This window comes from Mesorhizobium sp. M7A.F.Ca.MR.148.00.0.0 (assembly GCF_003997735.1).
Classification (GTDB): Bacteria; Pseudomonadota; Alphaproteobacteria; order Rhizobiales; family Rhizobiaceae; genus Mesorhizobium.
This window is the reverse complement of the sequence record NZ_RZTB01000081.1, coordinates 11927-26011: the sequence shown is the minus strand read 5'-3', so window position 1 is coordinate 26011 and position 14085 is coordinate 11927. Positions and strand designations below refer to the sequence as shown.

Below are 14085 nucleotides of genomic sequence, written 5' to 3'. Positions count from 1 at the left end.
TGCTGGCAGACATTGTCGATATCGCGAATGACATCGTCGTTCCAGAAGCGCAGGACCGTCCAGCCCAGCGCTTCGAATTTGGCGGTTCTTGCAGCGTCCGATTCCGACGTTTCGGCCCGGCCATGCTGGGAACCATCAAGCTCGACGATCAGCTTTTTGTCCGGGCATGCAAAATCGACGATATGGCCGGCGATAGGCATCTGGCGCCGAAACCCCAGTCCCATCAGCCTGTGTGCCCTGATCTCATTCCAAAGCTTGAGTTCGGCATCGGTCATCACCTTGCGCATCGTGCGCGCATTGCGGCGGCTGTTGGCGGATACCAGATTGTGCGTCATCGCGGTTCGCCCCCCTCTGTCCTGCCGGACATCTCCCCCTCCAGGGGGGAGATCGAATGTCACTTCAGCTTTCGCCAATCACCAGTGCAAAAGAGGAGCCGTCGCGAAGCCGATCTCCTCACGAGAGACCAAGGGGAGATCGAGTCCCGCTTAACCCGCGCTCTGCGGATAGCAAATAATCGACAGATAGCGCATCGGCAGTTTCGTCAGTTGCTCCGGCCCGTGCGGCGCGTCGGCGTCGAAGAACAGGCTGTCGCCGGGCTTCATCGGGTAGAGGTTGCTGCCGTGCCGGTAAACGACCTCGCCTTCGAGCATGTAGAGGAACTCCATGCCCTCATGTTGGAAGGTCGGGAACACATCGGAATCCTCGGTCAGCGTGATCAGATAGGGCTCGACGACGACGCCGCTGGTGTTGGATCCGATATGGCCGAGCAGGTTATACTGGTGGCCGGCACGGGTGCCGCGGCGTTCGACATCGAGACCTTGGCCGGCCTTGACGAAGACGGCGCTGCGCTCCTCCTCGAAGCGGCGGAAGAAGGCGGTGACCGGAACGCCGAGCGCCCGCGACAGTGCCTGCAAGGTGGTCAGCGACGGCGAGGTGATACCATTCTCGATCTTCGACAGCATGCCGAGCGAAATGTCGGTGGCGACCGCGAGATCAGCCACGGTGATGCCGAGCTTCTTGCGGAACGCCCGCACCTCGCGGCCGATCGCCACCTCCAGCACTTTTTCGCGCGTGTCGCGAATGGCATGCGGGTTCTGCGTCAGTGGCGCGCGGATGGTTTTGCCGTCGGCTGAAACCTTTGGCAGCGGCTTGGCCGTCGCACCGGCGAGACCAGCCTTGGGATCGGAAACCTTCTTCGCCATGTCGCCCCCGGCACTCCTGGGATTTATTTCACTCTAGGTGAACATGTCAGGTGCCGATACAGGAGCGCAACTGCGACGGCAAGTCGCGTGAACGCGCATGCGCATGATAATGATGTTTGGCCGCGTCCGGTTTTTCGCGGGAAATCCACATCGGCGAAACCTTGTTTCAGCATCGGGCTGTTGACAGCACGAAAGGGCCAATTACTGTCCTGTGAGTGAAATTTGTTTCGTAAGAGCAATTCCGGGAAAAGCGCATGGCGCTTTCCCCTTGGGAATTGCGTCAAGACAAAAGTCGAAACCAGATCGGGAGGCCTGCCATGAAAAGTCGCGTTGCCGTCATCGGAGCCGGCCCGTCCGGCCTGGCACAGCTCAGGGCCTTCAAGTCGGCGGCCGACAGGGGCGCCGACATTCCCGAGATCGTCTGCTTCGAAAAGCAGTCGGACTGGGGCGGCCTGTGGAACTACACCTGGCGCACTGGCCTCGACGAGCATGGCGATCCGGTGCACGGCTCGATGTACCGCTATCTCTGGTCGAACGGACCGAAGGAGTGCCTGGAATTCGCCGACTATACTTTCGAGGAGCACTTCGGCCGGCCGATCGGCTCCTATCCGCCGCGCGCCGTGCTGTGGGACTACATCAAGGGCCGCGTCGAAAAATCAGGCCTTCGCAAATGGGTGCGCTTCAACAGCCCGGTGCGCATGGTGACGTTTTCGGACGAGACGAAGAAATTCACCGTCACCGCGCATGACCGCACCAACGACGTCACCTATTCGGAAGAGTTCGACAATGTCGTCGTCGCTTCCGGGCATTTCTCGGTGCCCAACGTGCCCTATTTCGAGGGCTTTTCGACCTTCAACGGCCGCATCCTGCACAGCCACGATTTCCGCGACGCGATGGAGTTCAAGGGCAAGGATATATTGATCATCGGCCGCTCCTATTCGGCCGAGGACATCGGCTCGCAATGCTACAAATATGGCGCCAAATCCATCACCTCCAGCTACCGCTCGAAGCCGATGGGCTTCAAATGGCCGGAGAATTGGCAGGAAGTGCCGCTGCTGCAGAAGGTCGTAGGCAAGACAGCCCACTTCAAGGACGGCACCACTAGGGATGTCGACGCCATCATCCTGTGCACCGGCTACCTGCACTCCTTCCCCTTCCTCACCGACGATCTGAAGCTCAAGACAGCCAACCGCATGTGGCCGCTCGACCTCTATGAAGGCGTCGTCTGGGAGAAGAACCCGCAGCTTTCCTATATCGGCATGCAGGATCAGTTCTACACCTTCAACATGTTCGACGCGCAGGCCTGGTTCGCCCGCGACGTCATCATGGGCCGCATCAAGCTGCCCTCGGCCGAGGCGATGGCTGCGCACGGCGCGAAATGGCGCGCACGCGAGGAAACGCTCGAAGACGCCGAGCAGATGATCTGGTTCCAGGGCGACTACACCAAGGAATTGATGGACCAGACCGACTATCCGGGCTTCGACGTCGAAGCGGTCAACCAGACCTTCATGGAATGGGAACACCACAAGGGCGAAGACATTATGAGCTTCCGCGACCACGCCTACCGCTCGCTGATGTCCGGGACCATGGCGCCGCTGCATCATACGCTGTGGCTGCAGGCGCTGGACGATTCGATGGAGAGCTATCTCGAGGTGAAGGGCGTCGCGGCGGAGTAGGGCGGCGCCTGCTACCCCAGCCTTGCCCTGGCTTTCGCCGTCCAGGCGCCGAACAGCCGGTCGGCGACAATGCCGATGAAGGCGATGGCCAGGCCCGCGACGATGCCGCGGCCGGAATCGGCCTTGGACAGCGCGATGAACACTTCCTGGCCGAGATCGCGGGTGCCGACCATGGCGCAGATGATGATCATCGCCAGCGCCATCAGGATCGTCTGGTTGACGCCAAGCATGATCTCCGGCAGCGCCAGCGGCAGTTGCACGCGAAAGAAGGTCTGGCGCGGCGTGCAGCCCGACACCTGGGCCGCCTCGATCAGCGCCGGCGGCACCTGCCTGATGCCGTGATTGGTGTAGCGGATGGCCGGCACCACGGCGAAGGCGATCGTGGCGATCATCGCCGTGACATCGCCGACCCGAAACAGCATCACCACCGGAATGATGAAGCAGAAGGACGGCAGCACCTGCAGCGTGTCGATGACCGGTGTGACGATCTTCTCGAAACGGTCGCTGCGTGAAGCCATCAGGCCGATCGGGATGCCGACCAGGCAGGCGATGAAGGCCGAGATACCGCAGAGATAGACGGTCGCCATGGTCTTTTCCCACAGGCCGGTGATGGCGCAGAAAGCGGTCAGCGCCGCGACAAGGACAGCCAGCCGCAGGCCGGAGAACTGATAGCCGGCAAGGCCGAGCAGGAACACCGCGCCCAGCCAGGGAAACCCTTCGCAAAAGGCACGCAGCGGGTTCAGCAAATTAAGGATCAGCGCCACGCGGAACGCTTCGATCGTGTCGAAGAAATTGATCGTCACCCAGTTTACGGCCGCTTTCCACAGCGGCGCGGTGGTGAAGGTGATCGCCTTCGGCACCGCTGCGAAGGCCGGCACGAACAGGCCGAGAAGTGTCGTCACCACAAGGATGGCGATGGCCAGCGTCAGATTGGGGTAACGCTGCCAGAGGCTCGGGCTCATCTCCTGATGGGCATGGCCTTTGGCCTGCTTGTGCGCGATGGCCTGGCTCAGCCGGTCGAGCGCAATGGCCAGTGCCACGATGGCAAGGCCGGCTTCCATCGCCTCGCCAACCTTCAGTGCGCGAAGCGCCAGGAGCACGTCGTAGCCGAGGCCGCCGGCGCCGATCATCGAGGCGATGATCACCATGTTCAGCGCCAGCATGATCACCTGGTTGACGCCGATCATCAGTGTCGGCCGCGCCGACGGCAGCAGCACTCGCCACAGTTTCTGCCGCGCCGTGCAGCCGGCCATTTCGCTGAAATCGTCGATCTCCGACGGCACCCGCGACAGGCCGAGCATCGTCGCTCGCACCATCGGCGGCGTGGCGAAAATGGCGGTCGCGATCATCGCCGAGACCGGGCTGTTGCCGAACAGCAGCAGCATCGGGATGAGATAGGCGAAGGTCGGAATCGTCTGCATCAGGTCGAGGGCAGGGGAGACGATAAGCCTTTCGGCCCATGGCTTGCGCCACGCCCAGATGCCGGCGAACAGCCCGGTGACGATACAGAACGGCACGGCGATGGAGATCAGCGCCAGCGTCAGCATGGCGCTGGTCCATTGGCCGAACAGGGCGATGTAGAGGAAGCAGCCGCCGACCAGCAGGCTGAGCTTTCTGCCGCCAACGGCATGTCCAGCAAGGAAGGCGGCGGCGCAGACGCCGACCCAGGACAGGCGCGGCAGGACAGAGGCGTCAGCGCCGTGGCCGATCTTGAAATTCTTAGCCAGCAGATTGAGCGCGAAATCGAGGGGAACGCCGAGCACAGCGGTGATCGAGCGCGTCAACCAGGACAGGTTCGACTTGATCCAGCGCATCAGCGCGCTGACCCAATCGGCGACCGGCACGACGGCACTTGCCGGATAGTTGACGGCCCAGGGCAGGCGGTCCTGCAACAGGAACACGACAAGCACGGCGCCAAGCGCTGCCGCCCAGACCAGCAGCCAGACCTGAATCGGTCGCGACCGCGTCTCGCTGGCGCTTGCTGTCACCGTCATGCGCCGACCCTTGAGCGATCGATGCCGGCCAGCAGATCGATCACCGCTTGCGGCGTCACCTCGCCGATCGGCTTGCCGGTGCCGTTGACCACCGCGAACGGCTTGTTGGCGGCAACGATACCGGCAGAGAAGCTGGCGATCTTGGCATCTGGGGCAACGGTGCCGCCATGCTCCGAGCCGTCGCAGGCGCGCATTAGGCTGCGTGCCGAAATCACCTTGGCGCGGTCGACGTCGCGGGTGAACTCGGCGACATAGTCGGTCGCCGGATTGACCACCAACTCCTCCGGCGTGCCGATCTGGATGACCTCGCCATCCTTCATGATGGCGATGCGGTCGGCCAGCCGGATCGCCTCGTCGAAATCATGGGTGATGAAGACGATGGTCTTGTGCAGCATGGTTTGCAGCCGCATCAGCTCATCCTGCATTTCGCGGCGGATCAGCGGGTCGAGCGCCGAGAACGGCTCGTCGAGGAACCAGATTTCCGGTTTTGTCGCGAGGCTTCGGGCGATGCCCACCCGCTGCTGCTGGCCGCCGGACAATTCGCGCGGATAGAAATGCTCGCGGCCGCGCAGGCCGACAAGTTCGATGACCTCGCGCGCCCGTGCCTCGCGTGTCGGCCGGTCCTGCCCCTGGATGCTGAGCGGGAAGGCGATGTTCTCCAGCACGTTGAGGTGCGGCAGCAGCGCAAAATTCTGGAACACCATGCCCATGCGATGGCGTCGCAACTCGATCAGCGCTGCATCCGAAATCTTCAGCAGATCCTTGCCCTCGAATTCGACCTTGCCGTGGGTCGGCTCGATCAGCCTCGACATGCAGCGCACCAGCGTCGACTTGCCGGAGCCCGACAGGCCCATGATGATGAAAATCTCGCCCTGGAGGATTTCGAGGTCGACGGCGCGCACCGCGCCGACCAGCCCTGCGGCGGTGACGTCGGCCATGCTGGCCTTGCCGTCGCGTTCGCGGATGAAATTGGCCGCGTTCGATCCGAACAGCTTCCAGACATTGCGGCAGGCAAGCTTTATCGGGCGGGCATCTTTTGGCGTGCCCGCCCCCTTGGCGCCCTGTTCAGTCTTGTCCGTCATTCAAACGTCCTTCTGGAACACAAGAACCGAGGCCCGGCTGATCAACTGCCGGGTCTCATCTTCCAGTCGGAACGATCACTGCGCCCAGGCTTTCCAGTCGGCCTCGTGGGCGGCGATCCAGGCGGCGGCGACGTCTTCCGGCGTCTTGCCGCCGAGATCGATCTCGCCGCTCATCTTGTTGAGCTCGTCGGTGTCGACCGTGTAGGCCTTCGCCACCTTGTAGGCGACCGGCCATTTGTCCTTCATGCCGGCCCAGGAGTACTTCCAGATCTCGCCATGCGGCTTGCCGCAATCATATTTGGCGTCGGGGTTGGTGCCCCATTTCGGGTCGCTGTAGCACTCGGGCGTGTATTCGGGGAATTCAACCCATTCGCCCTTGTATTTGGCCGGCGCCCAATGCGGCGAATAGATCCACAGCATGATCGGCGCTTTGCGCTGATAGGCCGAGTCCAACTCGGCGAACATCGCCGCGTCGGTGCCGGCATGGATGACGGTGAAGGGCAGTTTCAGCGCTTCGACGCGCTCGTCGTCAAAGCCTTCCCATGTTACCGGGCCGCCGAGATAGCGCCCCTTCGGTGCGGTCTCCGCCGTCGAGAAGGCTTCGGCGCATTTCGGATCCTTCAGCGCTTCCCAATTGGGCAGGCCGGGGCACTTCTCCTTCATGTATTCGGGAAACCACCATTCTTCCTTGGCCTTGGGGCCGAGCTTGCCCAGCCGTTCGGTCTGGCCTGTCGCATCGGAGGCCTTCATGGCCTCGCCGGCGGTCGTGTCCCAGAATTCCATGCCGACATCGAGATCGCCATTGGTGAGACCGGTGGTCAGGCTGGAGAGGTAGTCGGCGGTCGGATATTCGACGGTATAGCCGAGCTTTTCCAGGATGCCGCCGAGTATCTTGGCGTTGAGGTTGACGCTGGTCCAGTCGAACAGCGCGATCTTGATCGGATCGTTGGATTCCGGTGCGGCGGCTTGGGCGGAAGGTGTCAGCAGGCTTAATGTCGCGAGCGCGACGGCGCTCATCGAGAGTTTCGAGATCTGGCTGCGAAATGACATGCTTGTTCTCCTTCAAGCTGTGAAAATTATCGTCCGTTCCCTTCTTGCGGCTTTTTCTTGATTGTGTTGGAAAGACTGGTCTTTGCGCAAGGCCGTCGGCGCCAAATTATTGCCCCGGCTTTGGCCAGCGCAGGCAAGATGGTGCTCAATTCTGGTGATGGTGGAACAGGACTGGAATGTCGGCGTCATGGCTGCCGACGGATCGCTGCGGGAGCGGTCATCTGCGGATCGATTGCCAGTCCTGCGGCGCCCTGCAAGGTGCGAGCCATCAAGGTCGTATGATCTCGGCTACCCGCCTGGTAAGCCCCATCTCGCCAAGGCCGTTTCATAGGATGAAATTATATATACCAAGGTTCCTGTCGCGCAACGACTAACGCTTCGCGAGACGTACAAATTCAGACTGCAGGCGAAGCTGAGCTCTTACCAGCAGACGTAGCCGCCATCTACAATCAGGTCGAGGCCGGTGACGAAGCTCGCTGCGCGGCTGGCGAGGAACACCGTCGGCCCGACCATTTCCTCCGGCGCCGCCATGCGCCCCATCGGCGTGTCGCGCTTGAAGATCTTCACCTCTTCCGCCACCTCTGGCCGCTTGTTCATCGGCGTCAGCGTGTAACCGGGACTAACCACATTGACGCGCAGGCCGCGATCGGCCCACTCCATGGCGAAGCTCCTGGACATGTGGATGACGGCGGCCTTCGAAGAGTTGTAGTGCGCCTGCGTCAGGCCGCGGTTGACGATGGTGCCCGACATCGAGGCGATGTTGATGATCGAGCCCTTGCCTCGCGCCAGCATCTTGCGCGCTTCGGCCTGACAGGACAGGAACACGCCGGCGACATTGACGTCGTGAACCTTCTGCCACGTCTCCAGCGGCATCGTCTCGGCGGGCTCGGAGCCGGCAATGCCGGCATTGTTGACGGCGACGGTGAGCGCACCGAGTTCGCTCTCGACGCGATCGATCGCCGTCGCGAGATCGCTCTGCGATGTCACTGTACCGGTCAGCACCAGCGCTTTGCGGCCGAGCGCCGTGATCCGGTGCGCGGTTTCGTCCAGCCCACCCTTCGATGCATGGCCGAAACAGGCGACGTCGGCGCCTGCCTCGGCCAGTCCGATCGCGATTGCCTGGCCGATGCCGCTGCCGGCGCCGGTGACCAGCGCGACATCGCCGTTCAGTTTGAAAAGATCCATTGAGTGCCCTCCCTGGCCCAGGGAGGGTATGCGCTGAGCCGTGCTTCGATCAAGCGCCCGCGCGCAAATGGCTCAAGCGGCGTCGATACTCAGAAATAACCGCTCGACGCGGCCGTGGCTTCCTTCGGGATTTCGACGCCATCGACCAGGATCTTGTCGACCAGTTCGTGGTGGAAGCAGACCAGCCCCTTGATGCGCTCCGCCTCGTGCACCGGCTCGGGATAATACCAGACCAGGTTCTCGTGACGCTTGGCCTTGGTCGTCACGTGATAATAGTTGGAGATGCCCTTGTAAGGACAGCGCGAAATGTAGCGGCTGGGCGCGAACATATCGAGCCGCGTATCGGCGATCGGCAGATAGTGGCGCACCGGATGGCCGGTTTCGAACAGGAACACGCCGCGGCGTGAATCGGCGACCTGTTCGCCGTCGAGAATGACCTGCACGCGCCGCGACGACGGGAGGCAGTCGACCCGGCGGAACGGATCGCGGGCGTGGACGAAGATTTCTTCGTCCTCCTCGAACCAGTGGCCCATCTTGCTCCAGGTGAACGACATGTAGTCCGATATCGGCGGACAGCCCTTGATCGGATCGAGATAGCGCCAGGCCGCGTCCTCGACCAGCGTGATGCCGGTGTTGAGCGAGTAGTGGGTGGCTGTGCCCTTGAACGGGTCCTCTGTCGTCGTCTTGCTCGGCAGCAGGAATTCCTCGCGAACGTCGCCGATCGGGAAGTAGTAGACCGGCAGGTGATCGGATTCGTAGAACACCAAGGCATTGGTCGTATCGGCCACGGTCATCGATCCCACCTGCACACGCAGGCGCTTCTGCGTCGGCATGGTGAAGGCTATGTAGCCCGGCTCGAATTCATACTGCACAATGGTGTCGAGCAGCGGAAAATGCGGCCCACGGCCGCGCAGATGGGGCTTGCGAATGGTAGTCTCCCGTTTTGTTTCTTTTGTCATCGGGCGCTGGCGCACGATCAGCTCAACGACACGCGGTCGAGCAGCAGGCCGGCCGCGATCGGCGGAAGGCCGCTGACATTCTTGCGCACCGGCACCAGCAGATCGGGGAAATAGCTGAAGATGACAGGCGTCTCGTCGAGCAGCAATTTCTGGATGTCGGAGGCGGCAGCGCGCTGCGCGCCGGCATCGAGCGCCTTGAGATAGCTGGTGACCATGCCATCATAGGCCGGGCTCTTGAAATGCGCCGCGTTCCAAGGGCCGTCGCTGACCAACGGGCTCTTGAGGAAGACGTTTGGCACGCTGCGATGCGCGTAGTCGGTGATGCCGAGCGGGCTGTCCAGCCAGTCCGACTGGCCGAACACCGCTTTGCCGTAATATTTGTCCTGGTCCTCGATGTTGAGCGAGATGCGCGCACCGATCTCCTTGGCGAAATTCTGGAACAATTGCGCATAGCCCGGAATGTCGGAATAGCGCAGCGTGGTCAGCGTGATGTCGAAGCCTTCGGCGAGACCCGCCGCGTCGAGCAACTGCTTGGCCTTGGCGATGTCCTGGACGCGTTGCGGCATCGACTTGTCTGTCGCGGGGAAGGCCGGCGCGAACGGGCTGTCATTGCCAGTCGCCGCCATGCCGCGGCACAAGCCGTCGACCAGCTTGGAGCGGTCGATGCACAGCGCCAGCGCCTGGCGCACGCGCTTGTCGGTGAAGGGGCCGGTATCGCAGCGCATGTGCAACTGGCGGTGCGCGGTCGAAGCGACACGCAACACGGTGATATCAGGACTGTTCAGCACCACCTGGCTGACATCGAGCGGAACAGCATCGAGAATGTCGACTTCGCCGGCCTGCAGGGCCAGGATGCGCGGCTGCACGTCGCCGTAGAACTTGAATTCGAGCCGGTCGGGCAGCGCCTTCTCGCCCCAATAGTCGGGATTGCGGATGAAGGTCGCGCCAACCTTTGGTGTGTAGGTCTCCAGCCGAAACGGCCCGGTGCCTTCGAACGTCTTTTCGTAGTCGCCCTTGTAGCTCGCCGGCAGGATGACGGCGTTGTAATTGTCGATCGACACTGAATAGGGAAAGCTGCCATTCGGCGCATCGAGATGGAAGGCGACGGTGTGGTCGTCGACCTTCCGGGTGCCGCCCTTCGAAAGAAGGCCTTTGAACACCGAAAGCGCGTTGGAAGCGCCGTTGGGATCGGCCAGCCGGTCGAAGGTCGCGACGACGTCGTCGGCCTTGAAATCCTCGCCATTGTGGAATTTCACGCCCTTGCGCAGCTTGAAGGTCCACACGCTGCCATCCTCGTTCGGCGCCCAGCTCTCTGCCAGCACAGGCTTCAAAGTGAGGTCCGGCTGCGTGATGCAGAGAAACTCGGCGGTTTGGAAAACCAGCTGGTAGCTGCCGCTGTCATAGTAGGTGACGGGATCGATGGCGCCGCCCGGCGTCGCCACGCCGGCGCGCACCGTGCCGCCCGGCTTGCCCTCGGCGCGGGCCTGCTGGGTGCCGAGGCCGGCGGCCGCGACAAGGCTGCCCAGGAACGGCAAGGAAAGCCCAAGCACGCTGCCATGGCGCAGGAAGTCACGGCGGTCCATCCTGCCGGCCAGAAATTCGTCGACAGCGGAATTTTCGATTGCAGTGAGTGTTCTGCGAGCGTTGTCGATCATCCGGAAATGCTTGGGCATGGCTGGATTCCTCGCTTGTCTTGGGGTTCAGCCATCTAGTTCATTGTTGACTGCCGCCGGAAAGCGATATTTTTTGATAGGAGTCATCGAAATTTTCGATGCAGGAGGTGGGCATGGACACTGAGAATCTGCGCAGCTTTCTCGAAGTCGCCACCCATGGCAGCTTCACCGTCGCGGCCAGCCGGCTCAACCTCGCCCAGTCCACGGTCAGTGCGCGGATCAGGGGACTGGAGGATCAGTTGGGACGCCGGCTTTTCGTGCGTGACCGCGATGGCGTCACGCTTACGCCGGCCGGCCGGCAGTTCCTGCCGCACGCATCGTCTATCACCCGCACATGGGAGCAATCACGGCAGGATATCGCCGTTCCCGATGGTTATGAGACCTTGCTGCGGCTGACCGCGCCTGCCTATCTCTGGGACCGCATCACCTCGCCATGGGTCGAGTGGATGCGCGCCAGGCGGCCGAACGTGGCGCTGCGGCTTGAAGGCAGTTTCCCGGATCTGGCGATCGACCAGCTGGCGGAAGGCCTGCTCGACATCTGCATCCTCTATCTGCCGCGACCGCATCCCGGCATTGTCTACGAGACGCTGGCCGTCGATCAGGTGGTGCTCGTCCAGCACGCCGCACAGACCAAGCCATGGACCGAAAACTATATCCTGATGGACTGGGGACTGGAGTTCCGCATCGAGCACGACCGCGCCTTTGCCGGCATGGTCAAGCCGGCGATTTCGGCCGGGCTGGTCTTCATCGGGCTGCAGCACGTGCAGTCGCAGCAGGCCGCCGCCTATCTGCCGCTCAGTGCCGTCAGCGGTCATATCGAGCGCGGCGAGATGCGGCGCATCGACAACACACCGGTATTCCAACGGCCGATCTACCTCGCCTATCCCTCGAATCCCGTGTCTTCGGATGTTCTGGATGTCGCGCTCACAGGCCTGCGCACGCTGGCCAGAGACTGGGCCGAAGGGCAGGGCTTTTCAGAAGGTGACCGTGCTCTCAGCATGGCCGGCCAGATCTGACAGGCCAAGCCACGGGAGCGACAGCGCTATGCCGGCTCGGTCACGACCGCTCTCTGCAGCCTGGCCAGTTCGGAGTAAGGAATGTGGCAGCGGATGGAATGGCCGGGCTGGGCCTCGCTGAGTGGCGGCTCCTGCTGTTCGCAGATCGGGCCGATCTTGCGCGGGCAGCGCGTGTGGAACACGCAGCCCGACGGCGGGCTGGTGGCGCTGGGGATCTCGCCGTCGAGACGAATGCGTGCCGTCTCGGTCTGGTCGAGTTTGGGCACCGCCGACAGCAGCGCCTCGGTATAGGGGTGATGCGGGCCGGAAAAGACATCTTCCGACGGTCCGAGTTCCATGATGCGGCCGAGATAGAGCACGGCGATCTTGTCGGAGAGGTAACGCACCACGGCAAGGTCGTGCGAGATGAAGATGTAGCTGACGTCTTCCTTCGACTGAAGGTCGGCGAGCAGATTGAGGATCGCAGCCTGCACCGAGACGTCGAGCGCCGAGGTCGGCTCGTCGCACACCACGATGCGCGGATTGCCGGCGAAGGCGCGCGCAATGGCGACGCGCTGCTTCAGGCCGCCGGAGAGCTGGCGCGGCTTGACGGCCAGATGCCGGTCGGTGAGCCGCACAGAGCGGACGAGGTCGTTGAGGCGCGCCTCCAGCGCTTTGCCGGAGAGGCCGGCCAGCCGCTTCAGCGCCCGGCCGATCAGATGGCGAATCGAATGCGAGCGGTTGAGTGCGGAGTCCGGGTTCTGGAAGACGATCTGCATCGCCTTGATCTGGTCGTCGCTGCGGTTCTCCAGCCTGGGCGCCAGCGCCTTGCCCTCAAGTTCGATGGTGCCGCCGTCGTCGGGCGGCACCAGGCCGAGCAGCAACCTGGCGAAGGTCGTCTTGCCGCTGCCGGATTCGCCGACCAGCCCGAGCGTCTCGCCGGGCCGCAAATCGACCGAAACATCCTTGACGGCGCGCAGTGCATGACCGTGGCTGGAATAGGTCTTGTTCAACCCGGCGACGCGCAGCACCGGTGCTGCCGCCGGCTTTGGGGCGGGCGCCACATCGCTCGGTGTGGCACGCGGCAGCGCTTGCGCCTTGTCGTGATGGAAGCAGCGCGACAGCCGGCCGCCCAGATCATAGAGCGGCGGCAATTCGCTGCGGCAGCGATCGTCGGCGAGCGCGCAGCGATCGGCGAAGGCGCAGCCCTTGATGTCGGCCCCGATGCCGGGCAGGAAACCCGGAATGGTGTCGAGCCGGCCCTGATCCTTGCGTTGGCCGCCGCGCGGCAGGCAACGCAGCAGGGCGACCGTGTAGGGATGGCGCGGATCGTTAAACACGACCTCCGTCGGCCCTTCCTCGACCAGCATGCCGGCATAGAGCACGCCGACCCGGTCGCACATGTTGGAAACGACGGCGAGGTTGTGGCTGATGAACAGGATCGAGGCCGACAGTTCCTGCCTGAGCTGCGCGATCAGGTCGAGCACTTCGGCCTCCACCGTCGCATCGAGGCCGGTGGTCGGCTCGTCGAGGATCAGCATCGACGGATCGTTGGCCAGCGCCATGGCAATCGCCACGCGTTGCTGCATGCCGCCGGAAAGCTGGTGCGGGTAGCGCTGCATGACGCTGACGGGGTCGGAGATGCGCACTCGGTTCAGCATCGCAATCGCCCGGTCAGTGGCCGCTCGTCCCGAAACGCCGCCGAGTTCAAAAATCTCGGTCAGCTGACGGCCGACGCGGATCGATGGGTTCAGCGCCTTGCCCGGGTCCTGATAGACCATGGAGACGCTTTCCGCGCGCGCCCGCCTGAGCGCTTCGGCGTCAAGTTTCATCACATTCTGGCCGTCGAGCGAGATCGCGCCGCCGGTGATCGAGCCATTTCTCGGCAGATAGCGCACGACGGTGAGCGCCACTGTCGACTTGCCGCAACCGGACTCGCCGACCAGCCCATAGGCTTCGCCCTGGCCGATGGTGAGGCTGAGGTTGCGCAGCACGGCGCGATTGCGGCCGGCGACGCGGTAGGCAACCGAAAGATCGGTGAGTTCGAGTGCGTTTTCGGCCTTGGCGGAGTTAGTCATTGAGCGCTCCGTGAACGCCGTCGGCCGCCAGATTGACGCCGATCACCAGCGAAGCGATGGCGAGCGCATCGAACAGCACTGTCCACCAGAAGCCGCCGCCGATCATGCCGTAATTGTTGGAGATCGACAGCCCCCAGTCGGGCGAGGGCGGCTGGATGCCAAAGCCCATGAAGGAGAGCGTGGCGACGGCG

11 protein-coding genes and 1 pseudogene are annotated in these 14085 nt (G+C 63.0%); 2 read left to right on the top strand and 10 right to left on the bottom strand.

Translation table 11 applies throughout. The annotated features are described in order from the left end of the window. Positions 1-335 (bottom strand): endonuclease domain-containing protein (locus tag EOB49_RS23975; protein WP_164781785.1); only part of this gene is annotated, 335 nt, incomplete at its 3' end. 150 nt (positions 336-485) lie between these two features. Further along, positions 486-1202 (bottom strand): XRE family transcriptional regulator, encoded by a 717-nt coding sequence (locus tag EOB49_RS23965; protein ID WP_127270283.1) that lies wholly within the window; start codon positions 1200-1202, stop codon positions 486-488. A 317-nt stretch (positions 1203-1519) separates the two neighbouring features. On the opposite strand from EOB49_RS23965, the gene EOB49_RS23960 reads away from it, so the two are divergent. Beyond that, positions 1520-2878, top strand: coding sequence for an NAD(P)/FAD-dependent oxidoreductase (locus EOB49_RS23960; RefSeq protein WP_127382424.1), 1359 nt, complete (start codon positions 1520-1522; stop codon positions 2876-2878). An 11-nt stretch (positions 2879-2889) separates the two neighbouring features. On the opposite strand, the gene EOB49_RS23955 is transcribed toward EOB49_RS23960, so the two are convergent. The 6 genes from EOB49_RS23955 to EOB49_RS23930 form a co-directional block, all read right to left on the bottom strand. Further along, positions 2890-4872: an ABC transporter permease subunit gene (locus EOB49_RS23955; RefSeq protein ID WP_127382423.1), complete on the bottom strand. Its 1983-nt coding sequence runs from the start codon at positions 4870-4872 to the stop codon at positions 2890-2892. Then, positions 4869-5954, bottom strand: a complete 1086-nt coding sequence (locus EOB49_RS23950) for a glycine betaine/L-proline ABC transporter ATP-binding protein (RefSeq protein WP_127328479.1) — start codon at positions 5952-5954, stop codon at positions 4869-4871. The genes EOB49_RS23955 and EOB49_RS23950 overlap by 4 nt, the downstream gene beginning before the upstream one ends. Positions 5955-6029: 75 nt before the next feature. Then, positions 6030-7004 (bottom strand): ABC transporter substrate-binding protein, encoded by a 975-nt coding sequence (locus EOB49_RS23945; protein WP_127382422.1) that lies wholly within the window; start codon positions 7002-7004, stop codon positions 6030-6032. Positions 7005-7424: 420 nt separating this feature from the next. Next, a complete protein-coding gene (locus tag EOB49_RS23940; RefSeq protein ID WP_127321480.1) occupies positions 7425-8189 on the bottom strand; it encodes an SDR family oxidoreductase in 765 nt (254 codons plus the stop codon). Positions 8190-8278: 89 nt separating this feature from the next. Beyond that, positions 8279-9169 carry a DUF427 domain-containing protein gene (locus tag EOB49_RS23935; protein ID WP_164761844.1) on the bottom strand — a complete coding sequence of 297 codons (891 nt, stop codon included), beginning with the start codon at positions 9167-9169 and terminating at the stop codon, positions 8279-8281. Further along, positions 9166-10821: an ABC transporter substrate-binding protein gene (locus tag EOB49_RS23930; protein ID WP_127382421.1), complete on the bottom strand. Its 1656-nt coding sequence runs from the start codon at positions 10819-10821 to the stop codon at positions 9166-9168. Before EOB49_RS23930 ends, EOB49_RS23935 begins: the two co-directional genes overlap by 4 nt. A gap of 113 nt (positions 10822-10934) precedes the next feature. Here EOB49_RS23930 and EOB49_RS23925 point away from each other — a divergent pair, with 113 nt between their 5' ends. Then, positions 10935-11837, top strand: a complete 903-nt coding sequence (locus EOB49_RS23925) for a LysR family transcriptional regulator (RefSeq protein WP_127382420.1) — start codon at positions 10935-10937, stop codon at positions 11835-11837. Positions 11838-11863: 26 nt separating this feature from the next. Here EOB49_RS23925 and EOB49_RS23920 read toward each other — a convergent pair whose 3' ends face one another. Continuing rightward, positions 11864-13894 carry an ABC transporter ATP-binding protein gene (locus EOB49_RS23920; RefSeq protein ID WP_127382419.1) on the bottom strand — a complete coding sequence of 677 codons (2031 nt, stop codon included), beginning with the start codon at positions 13892-13894 and terminating at the stop codon, positions 11864-11866. Next, positions 13887-14085, bottom strand: a pseudogene (locus EOB49_RS37940) (ABC transporter permease); the annotation flags it as partial. The gene EOB49_RS23920 and the pseudogene EOB49_RS37940, both read right to left, overlap by 8 nt.